20 protein-coding genes and 1 pseudogene are annotated in these 17569 nt (G+C 73.3%); 12 read left to right on the forward strand and 9 right to left on the reverse strand.

Annotated features, from left to right (window positions below; genetic code table 11):
* A partial coding sequence (locus tag AC07AL_RS04920) for a nucleotide disphospho-sugar-binding domain-containing protein (RefSeq protein ID WP_478316854.1) occupies positions 1–611 on the forward strand: 611 nt, incomplete at its 5' end.
* Here the strand turns inward: AC07AL_RS04920 and fdhD are convergent.
* Positions 601–1470: a formate dehydrogenase accessory sulfurtransferase FdhD gene (fdhD, locus tag AC07AL_RS04925; protein WP_363588069.1), complete on the reverse strand. Its 870-nt coding sequence runs from the start codon at positions 1468–1470 to the stop codon at positions 601–603. The two genes, AC07AL_RS04920 and fdhD, sit on opposite strands and share 11 nt — an antisense overlap.
* Before the next feature lie 157 nt (positions 1471–1627).
* On the opposite strand from fdhD, the gene hutH reads away from it, so the two are divergent.
* Positions 1628–3211, forward strand: coding sequence for a histidine ammonia-lyase (gene hutH / locus AC07AL_RS04930; RefSeq protein WP_363588067.1), 1584 nt, complete (start codon positions 1628–1630; stop codon positions 3209–3211).
* 79 nt (positions 3212–3290) lie between these two features.
* Here the strand turns inward: hutH and AC07AL_RS04935 are convergent, their stop codons facing one another.
* Positions 3291–3710 carry a hypothetical protein gene (locus tag AC07AL_RS04935; protein WP_363588065.1) on the reverse strand — a complete coding sequence of 140 codons (420 nt, stop codon included), beginning with the start codon at positions 3708–3710 and terminating at the stop codon, positions 3291–3293.
* A 205-nt stretch (positions 3711–3915) separates the two neighbouring features.
* Between AC07AL_RS04935 and AC07AL_RS04940 the strand changes: the two genes are divergently transcribed.
* Positions 3916–4785, forward strand: coding sequence for a MurR/RpiR family transcriptional regulator (locus tag AC07AL_RS04940; RefSeq protein ID WP_363588063.1), 870 nt, complete (start codon positions 3916–3918; stop codon positions 4783–4785).
* 59 nt (positions 4786–4844) lie between these two features.
* Complete coding sequence (locus AC07AL_RS04945) at positions 4845–5168, forward strand: hypothetical protein (RefSeq protein WP_363588061.1); 324 nt, start codon at positions 4845–4847, stop codon at positions 5166–5168.
* Position 5169: 1 nt separating this feature from the next.
* On the opposite strand, the gene AC07AL_RS04950 is transcribed toward AC07AL_RS04945, so the two are convergent.
* Positions 5170–5355, reverse strand: coding sequence for a hypothetical protein (locus tag AC07AL_RS04950; protein ID WP_478316857.1), 186 nt, complete (start codon positions 5353–5355; stop codon positions 5170–5172).
* A 437-nt stretch (positions 5356–5792) separates the two neighbouring features.
* Between AC07AL_RS04950 and hutU the strand changes: the two genes are divergently transcribed.
* The 4 genes from hutU to hutI are packed head-to-tail and all read left to right on the forward strand — an operon-like array spanning position 5793 to position 11238.
* The gene (gene hutU / locus AC07AL_RS04955; RefSeq protein WP_363588055.1) at positions 5793–7460 is read left to right on the forward strand and encodes a urocanate hydratase; all 1668 of its coding nucleotides are present in this window, start codon (positions 5793–5795) and stop codon (positions 7458–7460) included.
* Between the two features lie 17 nt (positions 7461–7477).
* Complete coding sequence (locus AC07AL_RS04960; RefSeq protein WP_363588085.1) at positions 7478–8659, forward strand: allantoate amidohydrolase; 1182 nt, start codon at positions 7478–7480, stop codon at positions 8657–8659.
* On the forward strand, positions 8650–10029 hold the full coding sequence (locus AC07AL_RS04965; protein ID WP_363588053.1) for a formimidoylglutamate deiminase: 1380 nt from the start codon (positions 8650–8652) through the stop codon (positions 10027–10029). Before AC07AL_RS04960 ends, AC07AL_RS04965 begins: the two co-directional genes overlap by 10 nt.
* A gap of 33 nt (positions 10030–10062) precedes the next feature.
* On the forward strand, positions 10063–11238 hold the full coding sequence (gene hutI / locus AC07AL_RS04970; protein ID WP_478316859.1) for an imidazolonepropionase: 1176 nt from the start codon (positions 10063–10065) through the stop codon (positions 11236–11238).
* Positions 11239–11380: 142 nt separating this feature from the next.
* Here hutI and AC07AL_RS04975 read toward each other — a convergent pair whose 3' ends face one another.
* Both AC07AL_RS04975 and AC07AL_RS04980 read right to left on the reverse strand, forming a co-directional pair.
* A complete protein-coding gene (locus AC07AL_RS04975; protein ID WP_478316861.1) occupies positions 11381–11548 on the reverse strand; it encodes a hypothetical protein in 168 nt (55 codons plus the stop codon).
* A 49-nt stretch (positions 11549–11597) separates the two neighbouring features.
* Positions 11598–11786, reverse strand: a complete 189-nt coding sequence (locus AC07AL_RS04980; RefSeq protein WP_363624643.1) for a transposase — start codon at positions 11784–11786, stop codon at positions 11598–11600.
* Between the two features lie 56 nt (positions 11787–11842).
* On the opposite strand from AC07AL_RS04980, the gene AC07AL_RS04985 reads away from it, so the two are divergent.
* Positions 11843–12154, forward strand: coding sequence for a hypothetical protein (locus AC07AL_RS04985; protein WP_478316863.1), 312 nt, complete (start codon positions 11843–11845; stop codon positions 12152–12154).
* Between the two features lie 174 nt (positions 12155–12328).
* Here AC07AL_RS04985 and AC07AL_RS04990 read toward each other — a convergent pair whose 3' ends face one another.
* A complete protein-coding gene (locus AC07AL_RS04990) occupies positions 12329–12529 on the reverse strand; it encodes a DUF397 domain-containing protein (RefSeq protein ID WP_478316865.1) in 201 nt (66 codons plus the stop codon).
* A complete protein-coding gene (locus tag AC07AL_RS04995) occupies positions 12522–13388 on the reverse strand; it encodes a helix-turn-helix domain-containing protein (RefSeq protein ID WP_478316867.1) in 867 nt (288 codons plus the stop codon). Before AC07AL_RS04995 ends, AC07AL_RS04990 begins: the two co-directional genes overlap by 8 nt.
* Before the next feature lie 262 nt (positions 13389–13650).
* Here AC07AL_RS04995 and AC07AL_RS05000 point away from each other — a divergent pair, with 262 nt between their 5' ends.
* From AC07AL_RS05000 to AC07AL_RS05010, 3 genes are read left to right on the forward strand one after another with little or no spacing between them, the layout of a single operon-like run.
* Complete coding sequence (locus tag AC07AL_RS05000) at positions 13651–14019, forward strand: ATP-binding protein (protein WP_350877349.1); 369 nt, start codon at positions 13651–13653, stop codon at positions 14017–14019.
* Complete coding sequence (locus AC07AL_RS05005; RefSeq protein ID WP_363588041.1) at positions 14016–14270, forward strand: hypothetical protein; 255 nt, start codon at positions 14016–14018, stop codon at positions 14268–14270. Before AC07AL_RS05000 ends, AC07AL_RS05005 begins: the two co-directional genes overlap by 4 nt.
* Positions 14267–14389 carry a hypothetical protein gene (locus tag AC07AL_RS05010; protein ID WP_363588040.1) on the forward strand — a complete coding sequence of 41 codons (123 nt, stop codon included), beginning with the start codon at positions 14267–14269 and terminating at the stop codon, positions 14387–14389. The genes AC07AL_RS05005 and AC07AL_RS05010 overlap by 4 nt, the downstream gene beginning before the upstream one ends.
* A gap of 57 nt (positions 14390–14446) precedes the next feature.
* Here the strand turns inward: AC07AL_RS05010 and AC07AL_RS05015 are convergent.
* Together AC07AL_RS05015 and AC07AL_RS05020 are read right to left on the reverse strand one after the other, a co-directional pair.
* Positions 14447–15275, reverse strand: a pseudogene (locus tag AC07AL_RS05015) (hypothetical protein).
* A 139-nt stretch (positions 15276–15414) separates the two neighbouring features.
* The gene (locus AC07AL_RS05020) at positions 15415–17430 is read right to left on the reverse strand and encodes a prolyl oligopeptidase family serine peptidase (RefSeq protein ID WP_478316869.1); all 2016 of its coding nucleotides are present in this window, start codon (positions 17428–17430) and stop codon (positions 15415–15417) included.
* Positions 17431–17569: the final 139 nt, after the last annotated feature.

The following is a 17569-nucleotide window of genomic DNA, read 5'->3' on the forward strand; positions in this document are numbered from 1 at the left end:
AACCCAACAAGGAGGGAAGAAACGAGTTAGTTTCTGTTTTCCCTGTTTTTTTTTCCGCCCCCCCCCCCCCCGGGGGGGGGGGCCCCCCCCCCCCCCCCCCCGAGAAGGTGCTGCTGGTCTCGCTCGGCTCGGCCTTCACCCACCAGCCCGCGTTCTACCGGGCCTGCGTCCAGGCCTTCGGCGACCTGCCCGGCTGGCACACGGTGCTCCAGGTCGGCGCGCACACCGACCTGGCCGACCTGGGCGAGGTGCCGGACACCGTCGAGGTGCACCGGTGGGTGCCGCAGCTGTCGGTGCTCGCGCAGGCGGACGCCTTCGTCACCCACGCGGGCATGGGCGGCTCCAGCGAGGGGCTGTACCACGGCGTGCCGATGATCGCCGTGCCGCAGGCCGCCGACCAGTACGCCAACGCGGACGCGCTGGTGGGGCTCGGCGTCGCCCGCCGCCTGGACACCGGGGAGGCCACCCCGGAGGCGCTGCGCGGCGCGCTGCTGGAGCTGGTCGGCGACCCGGCGGTGGCCGAGCGGCTGAAGGCGCTGGCCGCCGCCGGCCGGGCCGAGGGCGGCACCGCCCGCGCGGCGGACCTGATCGAGGCCGAGCTCAGGGGGTGACCGGCGCGGCGGGGGAGGACGTGGCGGGGGAGGGCGCGGTGATCCGGTCCGGCCGGGTGTAGACGTTCGCGCCCTCCCCTCGCAGGAAGCCGACCAGGGTCAGGCCCAGCTCCTCCGCGAGGTCCACCGCGAGCGAGGACGGCGCCGAGACGGCCGCCAGCAGCGGGACGCCCGCCAGCGCGGCCTTCTGGGTCAGCTCGAACGAGGCCCGGCCGCTCACCAGCAGGACGTGCCCGGTCAGCGGCAGCCTGCCCTCGCGCAGCGCCCAGCCGACCACCTTGTCCACCGCGTTGTGCCGCCCGACGTCCTCGCGGGCGCAGAGCAGTTCGCCGGTGGCGGCGTCGAACAGGCCGGCCGCGTGCAGGCCGCCGGTGGACTCGAAGGTGCGCTGGGCGGCCCGCAGCCGGTCCGGCAGGCCGTACAGCAGGGACGGCGGGACGGTGAGCGGGTCCTCGCCCACCGGGTGGCGGACGTGAGTGCGGACGGCGTCCACGGTGTCCCGGCCGCACAGGCCGCAGGCGCTGGTGGTGAGCAGGTTGCGGTGCGCGGACAGCGGCAGCGCGCGGGCGGCGCCGCGCAGGGTGGCGTCGACGACGTTGTAGGTGTTGGCGCCGGCTTCGTCCGTCCCGGCGCAGTACCGCAGGGCGGCGAGTTCCTCGGAGGTGTGCACCAGCCCCTCGCCGACCAGGAACCCGGCTACCAGGTCGAAGTCCTGCCCGGGGGTGCGCATGGTGACGGTCAGCGGTTCGCCGCCGAGCCGGATCTCCAGCGGCTCCTCCGCCGCCAGCGAGTCCGGCCGCACCCCGCGCTCGTCCCCCCGCAGCCGCACCACCCGGCGCCGTGCCGTCGCCCGCGTCATCGCCCTGCCACCTCCGTGCGTGTCCGTGGGCACCAGCGTGCGGCACGGGGCGGGCCGGGGGAAAGTCCTGCCGGCCGGTACGGGGCGTGCGATCGTGGCCGTTCCGGATGGCGACCACCTGTTGTCATATCTTCATTCACCTGATGTGATGGTGTATATGGATATGCACAGTGCTGTGGCCCCCGACGCTCCGCTGGTCCAGGTCGGCAAGGCCGACGTCAGCGCCGAGGACGTGCTGGCCGTCGCCCGGGGGAACGCCCGGGTCGAGATAGGCCCCGACGCGCTCGCCGAGATGGCGACGGCGCGGGCACGGATCGACGCCCTCGCGGCCGAACCGCGCCCCGTCTACGGCGTGTCGACCGGATTCGGCGCGCTCGCCGTCCGGCACATCAGCCCCGAACTGCGGGCGCAGCTCCAGCGGTCGCTGGTGCGCTCGCACGCGGCCGGGATGGGACCGGCCGTCGAGCGCGAGGTCGTCCGGGCACTCGTCTTCCTGCGGATGAAGACGCTGGCCTCCGGCCGGACCGGGGTGCGCCCGCTGGTCGCGCAGACCATGGCCGCCCTGCTCAACGCGGGCATCACCCCGGTGGTCCGGGAGTTCGGCTCGCTCGGCTGCTCCGGCGACCTCGCGCCGCTGTCGCACTGTGCGCTGGTCCTGATGGGCGAGGGCGTGGCCACCGGCCCGGACGGCGTGGAGAAGCCCGCCGCCGAACTGCTCGCCGCCGCCGGCATCGAGCCCGTCGAACTGCTGGAGAAGGAGGGCCTGGCCCTCATCAACGGCACCGACGGCATGCTCGGCATGCTGGTGATGGCCATCGCCGACCTGCAGCGGCTGTACACCACCGCCGACATCACCGCCGCGATGACCCTGGAGGCGCTGCTCGGCACCGACAAGGTGCTCGCCCCCGAACTGCACGCCCCGATCCGCCCCCACCCGGGCCAGGCGCTGAGCGCCGCCAACATGCTGGCCGTCCTCAAGGACTCCGGCCTCACCGGCCACCACCAGGACGACGCGCCGCGGGTCCAGGACGCCTACTCGATCCGCTGCGCCCCGCAGGTGGCCGGCGCCGGCCGGGACACCCTCGCCCACGCCCAGCTGGTCGCCTCCCGCGAGCTGGCCGCCTCGGTCGACAACCCGGTGGTGCTGCCGGACGGCCGGGTGGAGTCCAACGGCAACTTCCACGGCGCCCCGGTCGCGTACGTGCTGGACTTCCTCGCCATCGCCGCCGCCGACCTGGGCTCGATCTCCGAGCGCCGCACCGACCGACTGCTCGACAAGGCCCGCTCGCACGGCCTGCCGGCCTTCCTGGCCGACGACCCCGGCGTGGACTCCGGCCTGATGATCGCCCAGTACACCCAGGCGGCGCTGGTCAGCGAGAACAAGCGGCTCGCCGTCCCGGCCTCGGTCGACTCGATCCCGTCCTCCGCGATGCAGGAGGACCACGTGTCGATGGGCTGGTCCGCCGCCCGCAAGCTGCGCCAGGCCGTCGACAACCTCGGCCGGATCCTCGCCGTCGAACTCACCGCCGCCGCCCGCGCCCTGGAGATCCGCCAGCAGGCCGACGGCGCGGGCCGGACGGCCCCGGCCACCGCGGCCGCCATGGCCGCCGCCCGGGAGGCGGGGGTCGGCGGCGCGGGCCGCGACCGCTTCCTCTCGCCGGACCTGGAGGCGGCGGCCGCGCTGGTCGCCTCCGGGGAGCTGGTGCGGGCGGTGGAGCGGGTCACCGGGCCGCTGGCCTGAGCCGGTGTGACCTGGTGAGATCGGTGCGTTCGGTGCGTTCGGCGTGACGGGCCGTCGGGTCCGGTGCGGGCGGCGGGGCTCAGTCCCAGTCGTCCCGGGACCGGGACCGCGGCTCGTCCCGGTCCCGGCGGTTGCCGAACGCGGCGGCGAAGTTGACCCCGACGATGCCCGCCCAACTGACGATCAGGCCGATGAAGCCGCCGCTCTGCGGGCTGGCCGCGATCGCGGTCAGCGGGATGCCGAGGACCAGCGAGATCACCGCCAGCCGGTTGCCGGGGAGGCCGAGCCCCGGCCCCGGGCGGTGCGGTCGGCGCCGGTGCGCGGGCTCGTAGTCGTCCATCCGCTCGGCCACCCGGCGCTCGACCCGGGCGTCCAACCGGGCGTCCAGGCGGCTCAGGAACGAGTCGACCAGCTCCGGCTCGTACTCCTTGCCGAGTTCCTTGCGAGCGTGCAGGGCGGCGTCGAGGTCGCGCCGCAGGTCGTCCTGGCGAGTGTCCATGGGACCAGCCTGGGCCCGCGCCGGGGCGCGGTCCATCCGTCGGTGGGGGAATCCGGGCGGGTTCAGGGAGAATTCAGGGTTACCCCGAGCTCCCACCCGCTCGGGCCGTCTCACCCGGCGTCCCGCCGTACGAGACGTCTTTGCCAGGCGCGACGCACTGCTGCACAGTCGTCGTCCGAATCGCTCGCATCCGGAGGTACCGCTGATGACCGCCACCGACGAGGCCGGCACGGTCGGCCCCTCCGCCCGGCTGCTCCAGCTGTTCGAAGGCCACCGACTGACCCCGACCCAGCGGCGGATCGCGCACTCGCTGGTCCGGCACGCCACCGAGGCGCCGTTCCTCTCCAGCGTCGAGGTCGCCGAACTCGCCGGCGTCAGCCAACCGTCCGTCACCCGCTTCGCGGTCGCCCTCGGCTACGACGGCTACCCGGCGCTGCGCAAGCAGCTGCGCGAACTCGGCGCGGGCGAGACCGCCGCGCCGGAGACCCCCGACGACGCGGTGCGCAACGAGCACCAGCAGGCCGTGCTCGCCGAGATCGCCCACCTGCGCCACCTCGCCGAACTCCTCGCCGACCCCGAGCCGATCACCCGCGCCGCCCGGCTGCTCGCCGCCTCCCGCCCGCTGCCGGTGCTCGGCCTGCGGGCCGCCTCCGCGCAGGCGCGCGGCTTCGCCTACTTCGCCGCCAAGGTGCACCCGGACATCCGCCTCCTCGACGAGGGCGGCAGCATGCTCGCCGACCGGCTGGAACAGGCCGCCGCGGCCGGGGCCACCGCGCTGCTCTGCTTCGCGCTGCCGCGCTACCCGCGGGAGCTGATGGACGCACTGGTGGTGGCCCGCGAGTGCGGGCTGACGGTGCTGACCGTCGCCGACAGCGCCTTCGCGCCGGTCGCCAAGCTCTCCGACCTGATGCTGCCGGCCGCCGTCGGCACCGGGCTGGTCTTCGACACCGCGTGCGCGCCGATGATGCTCGGCCGGGTGCTGTTGCAGCGCATGTGTGACGAACTCCCGGGCGCGGAGGCCAGGTTGGAGGCCATCGAGCAGTCCGCCGCGGCACGTGGCCTGTTTTTGGAGTAGACACGGCGGGGAGTAGCCGTCACGAACCCGGGCATCCCCTACAGCAGGGGGTGCCGCCCATGCGCGTGATCCACGAGATGAAGTTCGTCGCCCGCCTGGCCTCGGGTGTCGACGAATGGTCCTGCCCCACCTGCGGACGCCGTGTCACCCTGCGGCGCCTGCCCGATCCCGAACTGACCGTCCTCGACCCGGGAGACGAGTCCGCCGTGCACGTCGGCGTCATCGAACCCGACGCCCGCACCGCCGCCGCGGCCGCCGAGAAGTACGGCCTCGGCCCGGTCCAGAACATCCCCCGCCCGCCGACCCCGCCCGCCCCCGACGCCGCCGACCGCCGCTGGCTCGCCGAGATCGGCATCGACTGGGACGGTGACGCCGCGGCCTGACTCAGGCGCGGGGTGCGTACGGCGGCAGTGCGGAGGTGTCCAGTTCGGCGGGCAGCGGTGCGGGCAGCGGGACGGGCTCGCCGTACTTGCCGTGCAGCACGCCCTGGTACTCGCCGTCGCGGGGGTGGGTGCGAAGCGTCCAGACGCCCTTGCGGGGGTCGACCGCGAGGAATGCTGGTTCTCCCACCGCGCGGGTAGGACGACCAGGTCGGGCGTCGCGTAGTCGTCCTCGTCGCCTGGAAAGGCGATGGATGCCGCCTCGTAGGCCCCGAGGCCGGGCAGTCGTGATCCGATCCGTTCGCGCAGCTGCCGCACGGTGCCGGCGTGCTTGCCCCGGCGGGGCGGAGACAGCAGCAGGGCGCCTCCGATGATCTCGACCCGCAGTCCGGTGCTCTGCTCGATCGCTTCTGCTGCGTGGCGGAGCTTGCCGGGGAGTAGGGGGATGGTCGCCATGGTGTCCTCTGCTGACCCGAGTGGCTGGTGTTTCCGGCCTCAGGGTACGGCTGGCGGGCGTACCGGCGCGGGCGCTGATCGGATGGGTTCGGGGTCTGGTCGGGAGGTGATTGTTTGGATATATTCAGCCGAGCTGAATCTGAATGAATCCATCCGCAGGGAGGCCAGGACATGGTGCAGCAGGCGAGCGGTCCGCGTGAGGTCAGGGCGGCGCGGGGGACGGGGCTGACGGCGCAGGGGTGGCAGCAGGAGGCGGCCCTGCGGATGCTGATGAACAACCTCGACCCGGAGGTCGCCGAGCACCCGTCGAAGCTGGTCGTGTACGGCGGGACGGGCAAGGCGGCGCGGGACTGGCGTTCGTTCGACGCCATGGTGAGGACGCTGGAGGGGCTGAAGCAGGACGAGACCATGCTGGTCCAGTCCGGGCGGCCGGTCGGCGTCATGCAGACCCACGAGTGGGCGCCGCGGGTGCTGATCGCCAACTCCAACCTGGTCGGCGACTGGGCCAACTGGGAGGAGTTCCGCCGGCTGGAGAGCCTCGGGCTCACCATGTACGGGCAGATGACCGCCGGCTCGTGGATCTACATCGGCACCCAGGGCATCCTGCAAGGCACCTACGAGACCTTCTCGGCCGTCGCCAACAAGCGGTTCAACGGGACGCTGGAAGGCACCATCACCCTCACCGCCGGCCTCGGCGGGATGGGCGGCGCCCAGCCGCTGGCCGTCACCATGAACGGCGGCGTGGCGATCTGCATCGACTGCGACCCGTCCCGGATCGCCCGCCGGATCGAGCACCGCTACCTGGACGTCGAGGCCAAGGACCTCGGGCACGCGCTGGAGCTGGCCACCGCCGCCCGCGACAAGCGGCAGCCGCTGTCCATCGGCGTGCTGGGCAACGCCGCCGAGCTGGTCCCGCAGCTGCTCGCGATGGACGCGCCCATCGACATCGTCACCGACCAGACCAGCGCCCACGACCCGCTCGCCTACCTGCCGGTGGGCGTCGCCTTCGACGACATGGCGGACTACGCGGCGGCCAAGCCCGCCGAGTTCACCCAGCGGGCCCGCGAGTCGATGGCCCGGCACGTCGAGGCGATGGTCGGCTTCCAGGACGCGGGCGCCGAGGTCTTCGACTACGGCAACTCGATCCGCGGCGAGGCCCAACTGGCCGGTTACGACCGCGCGTTCGCCTTCCCCGGATTCGTCCCCGCGTACATCCGGCCGCTGTTCTGCGAGGGCAAGGGCCCGTTCCGCTGGGCGGCGCTGTCCGGCGACCCGCAGGACATCCACAAGACCGACAAGGCCGTCCTCGACCTCTTCCCGGAGAACGAGTCGCTGCACCGCTGGATCAAGATGGCCCAGGAGAAGGTGCACTTCCAGGGCCTGCCCGCGCGGATCTGCTGGCTCGGCTACGGCGAGCGCGACAAGGCCGGCGAGCGCTTCAACGACATGGTCGCCTCCGGCGAGCTGTCCGCGCCGATCGTGATCGGCCGCGACCACCTCGACTGCGGCTCGGTCGCCTCCCCGTACCGGGAGACCGAGGCGATGCTGGACGGCTCGGACGCGATCGCCGACTGGCCGCTGCTCAACGCCATGGTCAACGTGGCCTCCGGCGCGTCCTGGGTCTCCATCCACCACGGCGGCGGCGTCGGCATCGGCCGCTCGATCCACGCCGGCCAGGTCACCGTCGCCGACGGCACCGCGCTGGCCGGCGAGAAGATCCGCCGGGTGCTCACCAACGACCCGGGCATGGGCGTGATCCGGCACGTGGACGCCGGCTACGACCGGGCCACCGAGGTCGCCGCCGAGCGCGGGGTCCGCGTCCCGATGGGTGAGCTGTGACGTCCTCGTTCGAAGAGATGTGGGCGGAGCTGCTCCCCGTGGGCCGCTCCGCCGCCTCCGGCGGCTACCGCCGCTTCGCCTGGAACTCCGCCGACGCCGAGTGCCGGGCCTGGTTCGAGCAGCAGGCCCGTGACCGCGGCCTCGCCTACGAGCTGGACCGCAACGGCAACCAGTGGGCCTGGCTGGGCGATCCGAACGCGGGCGGGGCGGTCGTCACCGGCTCGCACCTGGACTCCGTCCCGGACGGCGGCGCCTTCGACGGCCCGCTCGGCGTGGTCTCCTCCTTCGCGGCCCTGGACGAACTCCGCGCACGCGGGGCCGAGTTCACCCGTCCGCTGGCGATCACCAACTTCGGCGACGAGGAGGGCGCCCGGTTCGGCGTGGCCTGCATCGGCTCCCGCCTGTCCGCCGGCGTGCTCTCCCGCGAGGCCGCGTACGAGCTGCGCGACGCCGACGGCGTCCGGCTGCCCGACGCGATGGAGCGGGCCGGCTACGACCCGGGCGCGATCGGCGCGGACGACGACCGGCTGGCCCGGATCGGCGCCTTCGTCGAACTCCACGTCGAGCAGGGCCGCCTCCTCGCCGAGGACCGGCCGGTCGGCGTGGCCAGCGCGATCTGGCCGCACGGCCGCTGGCGGTTCGACTTCCACGGCGAGGCCAACCACGCCGGCACCACCCGGATCGAGGACCGCCGCGACCCGATGCTGACGTACGCCAACACCGTGCTCGCGGCCCGCAAGAAGGCCCGGCAGGCGGGCGCGCTGGCGACCTTCGGCAAGGTCGCGGTCGAGCCCAACGGCACCAACGCGATCGCCTCGCTGGTACGCGGCTGGCTGGACTCCCGGGCCGCCGACGAGGCGACGCTCACCGCGCTGGTCGAGGAGATCGAGCAGGCCGCCGCCGAGCGCGGCGGGCGCGACGGCGTCCGGGTCGAGCTGACCCGCGAGTCCTACACCCCGGTGGTGGACTTCGACGGCCCGCTGCGCGACCGGCTCGCCAAGCTGCTGGACGCCCCGGTGCTGCCCACCGGCGCCGGACACGACGCCGGGATCCTGGCGTCGGCCGTCCCGACCGCCATGCTGTTCGTGCGCAACCCCAGCGGGGTGTCGCACTCCCCGGCCGAGCACGCCGAGGAGGCCGACTGCCTGGCCGGGGTCGCCGCCCTCGCCGACGTACTGGAGGACCTGGCGTGTCGCTGAGCCCGTTGACCTCGGGGACCGAGCCGGTGGCGTACTGGGCGCAGCACGCCTGGCTGCCGTACGACAACGGGCCGGTGGTCGAGCCGGACGTGCTGATCACCGTCGGCCCCGGCGGCCGGATCACCGCGGTGACCCCGGACAGCGGACCCTGCCCGCCCGGGGCCGTCCGCCTCGACGGGCTGCTGCTGCCCGGCCAGGCCAACGCCCACTCGCACGCCTTCCACCGGGCGCTGCGCGGCCACGTCCAGGTCGGCTCCGGCACCTTCTGGACCTGGCGCGACACCATGTACCGGTTCGCCGGGGCGCTCGACCCGGACCGCTACCTGGCGCTCGCCACCGCCGTCTACGCCGAGATGGCGCTGGCCGGGGTCACCGCCGTCGGTGAGTTCCACTACCTGCACCACGCCCCCGGCGGCGCCCGCTACGACGACCCCAACGCGATGGGCGAGGCGCTGATCGAGGCCGCCGCCCGGGCCGGCATCCGGATCACCCTGCTCGACACCTGCTACCTGTCCGCCGGCTTCGGCGCCGAGCCGACCAGGCCGCAGCAGCGGTTCAGCGACGGCGACGCCGAGGCCTGGGCGGTGCGGGCGGACGCGCTCAAGCCCCGCGAGCACGCCCGGATCGGCGCCGCCGTCCACTCGGTGCGGGCCGTCCCGGCCGAGCAACTGGGCACCGTCGCGCAGTGGGCGGCGGTGCGCGAGGCGCCGCTGCACGTCCACCTGTCCGAACAGACCGCCGAGAACGACGCCTGCCTCGCCGCGCACGGCGTCACCCCGACCCGGCTGCTCGCCGACCACGGCGTGCTCGGCCCGCGCACCTCGGCCGTGCACGCCACCCACCTCACCGACGAGGACGTTCGGCTCCTCACCGACACCTCCACCACCATCTGCATGTGCCCCACCACCGAGCGGGACCTCGCGGACGGCATCGGCCCGGCCCGCCGGCTCGCCTCGGCGGGCTGCCCGGTCACCCTGGGCAGCGACAGCCACGCCGTCATCGACCCGTTCGAGGAGGCCCGCGCCCTGGAGCTGAACGAGCGGCTGCGCACCCGCACCCGCGGGCACTGGACGGCCAACCTCCTGCTGCGGGCCGGCACCGAGGACGGGCACGCCTCGCTCGGCTGGCCGGAGGCCGGGCGGGTCGAGGCCGGCGCGCTCGCCGACTTCACGGTGATCGCCCTGGACTCGGTGCGCACCGCGGGCCCGCCGCCCCGCCTCGGCGCCGAGACCGCCGTCTTCGCGGCCTCGGCGGCCGACGTGCGGCACGTCGTGGTCGGCGGCCGGCAGATCGTCCGGGACGGCGTGCACCAGCTCGTCGCGGACGTGCCGGGCGCGCTGCGGGACTCGATCGGCGCCCTGGACCACTGAGTCGTTCTCCAACTTCCCCCGGAAGGCTTCGTCTTGAGCAGCAGGACCACCTTGATCACGGGCATCGGCAGCCTGGTCACCAACGACCCCGGGCACGGCACCGGGCCGCTCGGCCTGCTCACCGACGCGGCCGTGGTGCTGGACGGCGGCACCGTCGCCTGGGTCGGCCCGGCGGCGCAGGCCCCGGCCGCGGACGAGCGCTTCGACGCCGAGGGGCGGGCGCTGCTGCCCGGCTTCGTCGACTCGCACGCCCACCTGGTGTTCGCGGGCGACCGGACCGCCGAGTTCAACGCCCGGATGTCCGGGCAGTCCTACTCGGCGGGCGGCATCCGCACCACGGTGGCGGCCACCCGGGCCGCGAGCGACGCCGAACTCGACGCCAACCTGGCCCGGTTCGTCCGGGAGGCGCTGCGGCAGGGCACCACCACGATCGAGTGCAAGTCCGGCTACGGGCTGACGGTCGAGGACGAGGCGCGGGCGCTGCGGATCGCCGCGCGGCACACGCCGGAGACCACCTACCTGGGTGCGCACGTGGTGGCCCCCGAGTACGCCGAGGACCCGGCCGGGTACGTCGACCTGGTCACCGGCGAGATGCTGGAGGCCTGCGCCCCGCACGCCCGCTGGGTGGACGTGTTCTGCGAGCAGGGTGCCTTCGACGGCGACCAGGCGCGGGCTGTTCTGACGGCGGGGATCGAGAAGGGCCTCACGCCGCGAGTGCACGCCAACCAGCTCACGTACGGGCCCGGCGTGCAGCTCGCCGTCGAGCTGGGCGCCGCCTCGGCGGACCACTGCACCCACCTGACCGACGAGGACGTGGCGGCGCTGGCGGGGTCGGCGACGGTCGCGACGCTGCTGCCGGGTGCGGAGTTCTCCACCCGCGCCGAGTACCCGAGCGGGCGGCGGCTGCTCGACGCGGGGGCCGTGGTGGCACTCTCCACGGACTGCAACCCGGGCTCCAGCTTCACCAGTTCGATGGCGTTCTGCATCGCGGTCGCGGTCCGGGAGATGGGCATGACCCCGGACGAGGCGGTGTGGGCGGCCACGGCCGGCGGCGCCCACGCGCTGCGTCGCACGGACGTGGGGTCGGTGGCGGTCGGCTCCCGGGCGGACCTGCTGCTGCTGGACGCGCCCTCGCACGTCCACCTGGCCTACCGCCCGGGCGTGCCACTGACGGCGGCGGTCTGGCGGGCCGGGGTCCGGGAGGTCTGAGTCCGGATCACTTCACGTCGCCCCGTCGAGCGGTGTTCGACGGGGCGACGTGCTCAGGCGCTGGTGATCCTGGGGGGCGGGCATCGAGAGTGGCCCGCTCCCTGCGCACAGGGGGCGGGCCACTTCGGTGTGCCTGTGCCTGTCAGCCGAAGCGCAGGACCTGGGTGCTGCCACCGGCCAAGACACGCTCGTAGTCACACTCACCGTTGAGCGAGCGGTAGTTGATGACCGGATCGCCGGCTCGTACGAGGGCGGTCGCGCATCCGAGGCACCAGGGCTGTGGCGGGTGTACGTCGAGATCCTCGATCACTGCGGGAGCAGAGCACTGCGTGCAGTCCGCCATCGGATCCTCCCCGGGGTCAGGCCCAGGTGGAGCCGCACGCGGTGCAGCCCCATCGGCCGTCCATGGTCTGGTAGGTGGCGCTCGATCCGCAGACCGGGCAGGCGCGGGCACTCGGCTCGTCGGCCCGCTCCAGCAGGGTACTGGGCGTCGGGGCGGTGGCGGGCTCAGTCTCGGTGACGGGCTTGTCGAGCAGGACGCTGCTCATGACGTCTCCCTCAGGATGGCTCCCCGCTGTTCACGGTCGACGCCACCAGCGCCCAGGTGGACCTGTACTGGATCGGTGTACACACGGCGCTGGGCACCCCCGACGAGGGCGTGCCGTATGCGGCGCGGATCGCGCCAGGCCAGCTGCCGACCGCTGAGCGCCGGGCTCGGTACGGCACGGACTGTGCGCGCATGTGGCACCGCCTCGGCGCCCACCGCAAGACGTTCACGTTGCTGCGGTTCACCGAGCAGGTCGCCCCGGAGGAGGTGCGCCGGCCTGCTCTGCGGGCGCTCACAGCGGACCTGCTGTACGCGCCGGTCACGGTGCCCGGCGTGCGGGAGCTTGCGGCGCGCACAGGCGTCGCATAGGGATGACGGCCCCTGCGGGGTGGACGCTGGTGGCGAAATCGATCAGCGGCGTCCGGCGGCAACGGTCAAGAGTGCATCCTCTGGCCGCAGGTGGAACCCAGCTCTGCCGACTTGGCCGCATTCTCCCTGCCGGCGGCCTCTTGCGGGGAGCAAGAGGCCGCCGGAACGATTCGTTCAGGGGGCGGTGGTGAGGTGGTCGAACTCGCCGGCCTTGGCGCCCCGGAGGAAGTCGGCGAATTTGAGGCGGGTGGTGCGGACGATGACGTCGCCCTCGTCGGACTCCCGGAGTTCGATCACCCCGTCGGCGGTCCGCACCTCGACACAGTCGGAGTTGGAGCCGGAGTAACTGGACTTCTGCCAGGAAGAGTTAGACATGCTTACTTTCCATATCCTTCTTGATGGATCTAATGAACTCTCGGGAGTCGCCTTCGGATAGAGCCGCTGAATCGAGCCGGGCGAGCATGGCGCGAAACCTGGCGATGTGAGCGGGCGCATCGAAGAGCACGTTGCCGACGGCGGAGTCCACCTGCACGGTGTCGAGCTCCCGAACCGGGCCTTCGACATACGTGAAGTTCTCGTAGTTGAGCGGAAGCGTATCTACATCGAACAGCACGACTCGGATCGAGACCTTTGGGCGCCCGGAGTCTTCGATGAGGCTGCAGAGCTGTTCGGCTTGGACCTGCGGTCCGCTGAACTGCATCCGCAAGGCAGCCTCATGGATGTAAGCGGAGTACGGTGTCGCGCCGGATCGAAGCAGCTCTCGTCGTCGGATGCGGAACGCGGTTCTCAGGTCGACCTCGTGGCGCGGGAGAGGTGTCAAGGCTCGATCGAAGACGGCAGACGTGTATCCACTTGTCTGGAGCAGCCCGGGGATGAAGGCCATCGTGTAGGTCGAGAGCCCGCTTGTATGGCCTTCGATCTCGGCGACCTCAAGGAAGTCGCTCGAGAGGGTCCCGCGGTACTCCTCCCACCAGCCGCCCTTGTCGCGATCCGTGATGATCGCTGCCAACGCATCGATCAGAGGCTCGTTGACGCACATGCACAATGCCGCAATCGTGCGCAGGCGTTCGATGCTGACGCCGGTCCTGCCGCTCTCCATCTGTGTCACATGGGCAGGGTTGATGCCCAACGCGCGGGCGAGTTGACTTCCGCCGAGGCCTGCCTGCTCCCGCATCCGGCGCAGCTCAGCACCCAGGCGCAGCTGACGGAGAGTCGGGTTCGTTCGAAGCGCCATGGAGTCCTCCCTGCAAGTCGTGGGACCAGTCTGCCGGAGAGGGACTGCCACGTTGGAGGGAACTTCCCCTGCTTCGCCACAAATCTGTGGCGCTCCACGTTATCGTCGTCTTCAGCTCGATCCGACGGATCGTCAGTAATGCCTGCATCCAGGGCAGTAGGCGCCTGCTGCCCGCACGCCGAAGAGCAGCCGCCGCCCCGGCCTGGCTCACGGCGACGACCGTCACCACCTCTCCCCACGCCACAGCCTCACGGAGGTTCCCGTGTGCACCCGTAACACCCCCTCGCTCACCCTCTCCCGGCAGGCCCTGCGGGACGCCATGACCCGCAGCGGCTGGGACGCCGACGCCATCTTCAACGCCGAACTCGCCCTCTGCGAGCTCATCGTCAACGCCTGGCGGCACGGCGACACCCCCGCGCCCGTCGTCTGGTTCTCCGTCCTCGGCCGCACCCTCCGGGTCACCGTCTCCGACGAGAGCGACGCCCTCCCCCGGCAGCGAACCCCCGCCGATTTCGCCGAGTCCGGCCGGGGCCTCCAGCTCGTCGCCGGGCTCACCCGCCGCTGGGGCGTCGACCCGCAGAAGCGTGGCAAAACCATCTGGTACGAGCTGGAGCTGGACTCCCTCGCGTGACCCGCGACCCCGTCGTTCCGGAGGACTCCCGGATGCGCGACTACACCAAGCCCCACATCATGGACCTCCTGGGCGAGTTGCACAGGCGCGGCCTGCCGCACGGGCTCCTCTGGGGATCCGCCTCGCCCGGCGAAACGACCCTCGACGGCCGCATCCTGATCGACTTCGGGAATGCGCCGGTCAGCACTCTGCTCAACCTCCTCCACCTGCTCCGCGACCTGGACGATGACGACGAGGGGTGGCGCCAGTGAAGCTCTTCATCGGCGCGATCCTCCTCGCCCTCCTCGCCCTCGCGATCGCCACCGTAGCCCTCGGCGTCCTCGCGACCCTCAAGATGCCCCGCCCCGAGGAGCGCGACGAGCAGCGCTGAAACACGCGAAGGCCCTCGCCCACCCAGGGCGAGGGTCGCGCGGTTGCCCGCTCTGCGTCAGTCCGCCTTAAGCTCCTTCGCCACCTGCTCCGCCAACACGCGGGCGCCCTCAAGGCGCGGGTCCTCGGGATGCGCGTACGGCCCGAGGATCTTCGCCGCGACGAACAAGGTCATCAGCTTGCCGTCCCGGCTCGCGAAAGTCGCCGCTCCGCTCGACGCGGACGCGATCGGCCAGCGCCGGTACGGCAAGCGACGCCGCCCACAGGGTGGCAGCGTCCAGACCACGTGGGGCCATGCCCCAGTCCTCCCAGTCGAAGAGGCAGAACTCGGGCGCTGTCACGTTCGCCCAGTTCAGGTCCGCGTGCGCCGGACACCACCCGCTCACCGTGGCATCGACGTCCGGGAACACCTGACGGATCGTCTGAGCCACCAGCTCCTGGGTGATGGTCTCCGTGTCCGGCGTGGCGATCCGATTCGTCCGCTGGCCGGCGAGCGCATCGAGAGAGGCGTTCAGCTCCGACCACCATCCGGGCGGCAGCCGGGGCTCCTCGGCCACGACTGCGGACCCCGCTGGGGTGGATGGCAGCAGTTCGGTCTCGTCGGCCCGCCACATCACCGGCTCGGCCTCGTCCCGCCAGGCGAGGCCGGCCAGCCACGCGGGCTTCGCGATACCGTGCAGGGCCTCGGCGGAGGGGGTGCCGTCCCCGCCCTGGGCGCCGATCCGGTCGAGCCCCCGCCGCTCGATGCGTACCCACGTGCCACGCGCCGTGCCTGCTCCCACGGATCGGCGTTTGCGGACCACCGCTGCCCTGTCGAGTCGCGTCCCCAAGGCCGTCTCGACACGTCCCAGCACCTCGTCCACCGGTACCCGGCGCAGATCCGTCATCGGGCAACGGTAGCGATGCCCGGCGGGGTCGGAGCCGCTCCCCAAGGCCTGGTCCACAGGCAGATCGGCTTTCCTGCGCGGTCAGGTGGTCTCTATGCGGCGGGGACCAGGCTGCGGCGTCGGGTCGTACGGGCGCCGCTCAGCCCACGCCCAACGACCGCCGCAAGAACTCCAGTTCGTGCCGGAGCAGGTGCTCCACCACGGCCTCGTCGGTCGGCCGGTGGCCGGTGGCGCGCAGCGGCAGGACCTCGTGCGGGCGGCCGGCGGCGAGCAGGGCACTGGACAGCCGCAGGGCGTGGGCGGGGTGCACGTTGTCGTCCACGAGGCCCTGGATCAGAAGCAGCGGGCGGCTCAGCTTCGGCGCCTCGGCGATCAGTGAGCCGCTGTCGTAGTGCTCGGGGTGCTCGTCGGGGTGGCCGAGGAAGCGCTCCTGCCAGTGGGTGTCGTAGAGCCGCCAGTCGGTGGGGGCAGCTCCGGCCGACGCGGCGTGGAAGACGTCCGGGCGCCGCAACACGGCGAGCGCGGCGAGGTAGCCGCCGTAGGACCAGCCGCGGATGCCGACCCGGTCGAGGTCGAGCACTCCCGGCCGCAGCCGGGCCGTCTCCCACAGGCCCTCGATCTGGTCCTCGAGGGCGGGCCCGGCCTTGTCGCCGTAGACCGTCTTCTCCCAGTGCGGCCCGCGCCCCGGAGTGCCGCGGCCGTCCACCACCAGCACCGCGAAGCCCTGGTCGGCGAACCACTGGGACACCTGCTCGTGCCAGGCGCCGCCGGTGGTGGCCTTCTGCATCGCGGGCCCGCCGTACGGGTCGAGCAGGACGGGCAGCGGGGTGCCGCCGGGATGGTGGCCGGTGGGCAGGAAGAGGTTGGCGCGCAGTTCGCGCGGGCCGAGGCGGAGCAGTTCGGGGCGGGCGGTGACGACGGGCGCTTCGGTGTACGAGGTGAGCGGCAGCGGCGGGCGGCCCTCCCGCAGAACGGTGGCGCGGCCGTCGGTGGTGAGGACCAGCGTGCCGCCGCGCTCGACGCCGCCGTGTACGCCGGGCCCGCTGCTCAGCCTTTGTACGCCGGAGCCCGGTTCGTACGTCCACAGGTGGGTCTCGGTGGGTTCGTCGGAGGCGGTGAACAGCACCCGCTCGCCCTCCACCCCGACGACGGCCCGCAACTGCATCGCCTCCGGGGTGACCGGTTCGCCGTCCACGGTCAGGTGCCGGGTGTCGCCGAGGTCGGCGGTGTCGACCAGCGCCCCGCCCGCCGTCCGCACCGGCAGTCCCGGGAGCAGTTCGACCCACCGCGGGTCGGTCCGCTCGGCGAGCACCCGGGTGTCCCCGTCCGCCCCGATCGCCAACGTACGGACGGTGCGCTGGTCGCGGCTCTGCACGGCGGCGTACGGGCCGTGGTCGTCCCAGCCGGCGGCGGTGAGGTACTCGAAGGCGGCGCGGTCCCAGCGGACCTCCGTGCGGGTGCGGCGGCCGTCCAGCCCGAGCAGCCAGAGCGTGACGTCGGCGTTGGCGGTGCCGGCCAGCGGGTAGCGGATGGCGCGCGGGGGGTGCTGCGGGTCGGTGGGGTCGGCCAGGAAGAGCCGGGTAAGCGCACCGGCATCGACCCGGGCGACCAGCAGGGCGGTGCCGTCGGGGGACCACCAGTGGCCGCGGGTGCGGTGCATCTCCTCGGAGGCGACGTGCTCGGCGAGGCCGTAGCCGACGTCCTCGGACTCCGGCTCGGCCAGCGCCCGGTCGCCCGTACCGTCCGCACCGGCCACCCGCAGGACGCCGCCGCTGACGTAGGCGATCCGGCGGCCGGTCGGGTCGAGGCGGGGATCCACCGGCTGCTCGGCGGAGGCGAGCGGGCGGAGCGAACCCGAGGCGGTGTCGGCCAGCCACGGCGTGCCGTCCAGCGCGAAGGCGGCGAGCCGACCGGTGGCGTCGGTGCTGTACGCGGCGATGCCGCCGGAGGCGCCCAGCGCGGCCGGGTCGGCGACCAGCCGTTCCCGGCCGGTGGCGGTGTCGAGCGCCCAGAGGCAGGCGAGCGGGTCGGTGCCGCCGCGGCTGCGCAGGAACAGGACGGCGGCGCCGTCGGCGGTGATGCCCGGGTGGGTGGGGGCGCCGAGGGTGAAGCACCGGGTGCGGGCGAGCTGGCGCGGTAACGGGTCGGTCGTCATGCCGGGCACCATAGGCACGGCCGGCGCGGCGCTGTCGAGGGGAAAAACGGCCGGGGGGGGGGGGGGGGGGGGGGGGGGGGGGGGGGGGGGGGGGGGGGGGGGGGGGGGGGGGGGGGGGGGGGGGGGGGGGGGGGGGGGG

Source organism: Kitasatospora sp. NPDC043949 (genome assembly GCF_056435365.1).

Coding starts and splice junctions, on each gene's coding strand:
- fdhD (WP_363588069.1), bottom strand. CDS start 1,470: ATGACGCGGGCGACGGCACGGCGCCGGGTGGTGCGGCTGCGGGGGGAC.
- hutH (WP_363588067.1), top strand. CDS start 1,628: ATGGATATGCACAGTGCTGTGGCCCCCGACGCTCCGCTGGTCCAGGTC.
- AC07AL_RS04935 (WP_363588065.1), bottom strand. CDS start 3,710: ATGGACACTCGCCAGGACGACCTGCGGCGCGACCTCGACGCCGCCCTG.
- AC07AL_RS04940 (WP_363588063.1), top strand. CDS start 3,916: ATGACCGCCACCGACGAGGCCGGCACGGTCGGCCCCTCCGCCCGGCTG.
- AC07AL_RS04945 (WP_363588061.1), top strand. CDS start 4,845: ATGCGCGTGATCCACGAGATGAAGTTCGTCGCCCGCCTGGCCTCGGGT.
- hutU (WP_363588055.1), top strand. CDS start 5,793: ATGGTGCAGCAGGCGAGCGGTCCGCGTGAGGTCAGGGCGGCGCGGGGG.
- AC07AL_RS04960 (WP_363588085.1), top strand. CDS start 7,478: ATGTGGGCGGAGCTGCTCCCCGTGGGCCGCTCCGCCGCCTCCGGCGGC.
- AC07AL_RS04980 (WP_363624643.1), bottom strand. CDS start 11,786: ATGAGCAGCGTCCTGCTCGACAAGCCCGTCACCGAGACTGAGCCCGCC.
- AC07AL_RS04990 (WP_478316865.1), bottom strand. CDS start 12,529: ATGTCTAACTCTTCCTGGCAGAAGTCCAGTTACTCCGGCTCCAACTCC.
- AC07AL_RS04995 (WP_478316867.1), bottom strand. CDS start 13,388: ATGGCGCTTCGAACGAACCCGACTCTCCGTCAGCTGCGCCTGGGTGCT.
- AC07AL_RS05020 (WP_478316869.1), bottom strand. CDS start 17,430: ATGACGACCGACCCGTTACCGCGCCAGCTCGCCCGCACCCGGTGCTTC.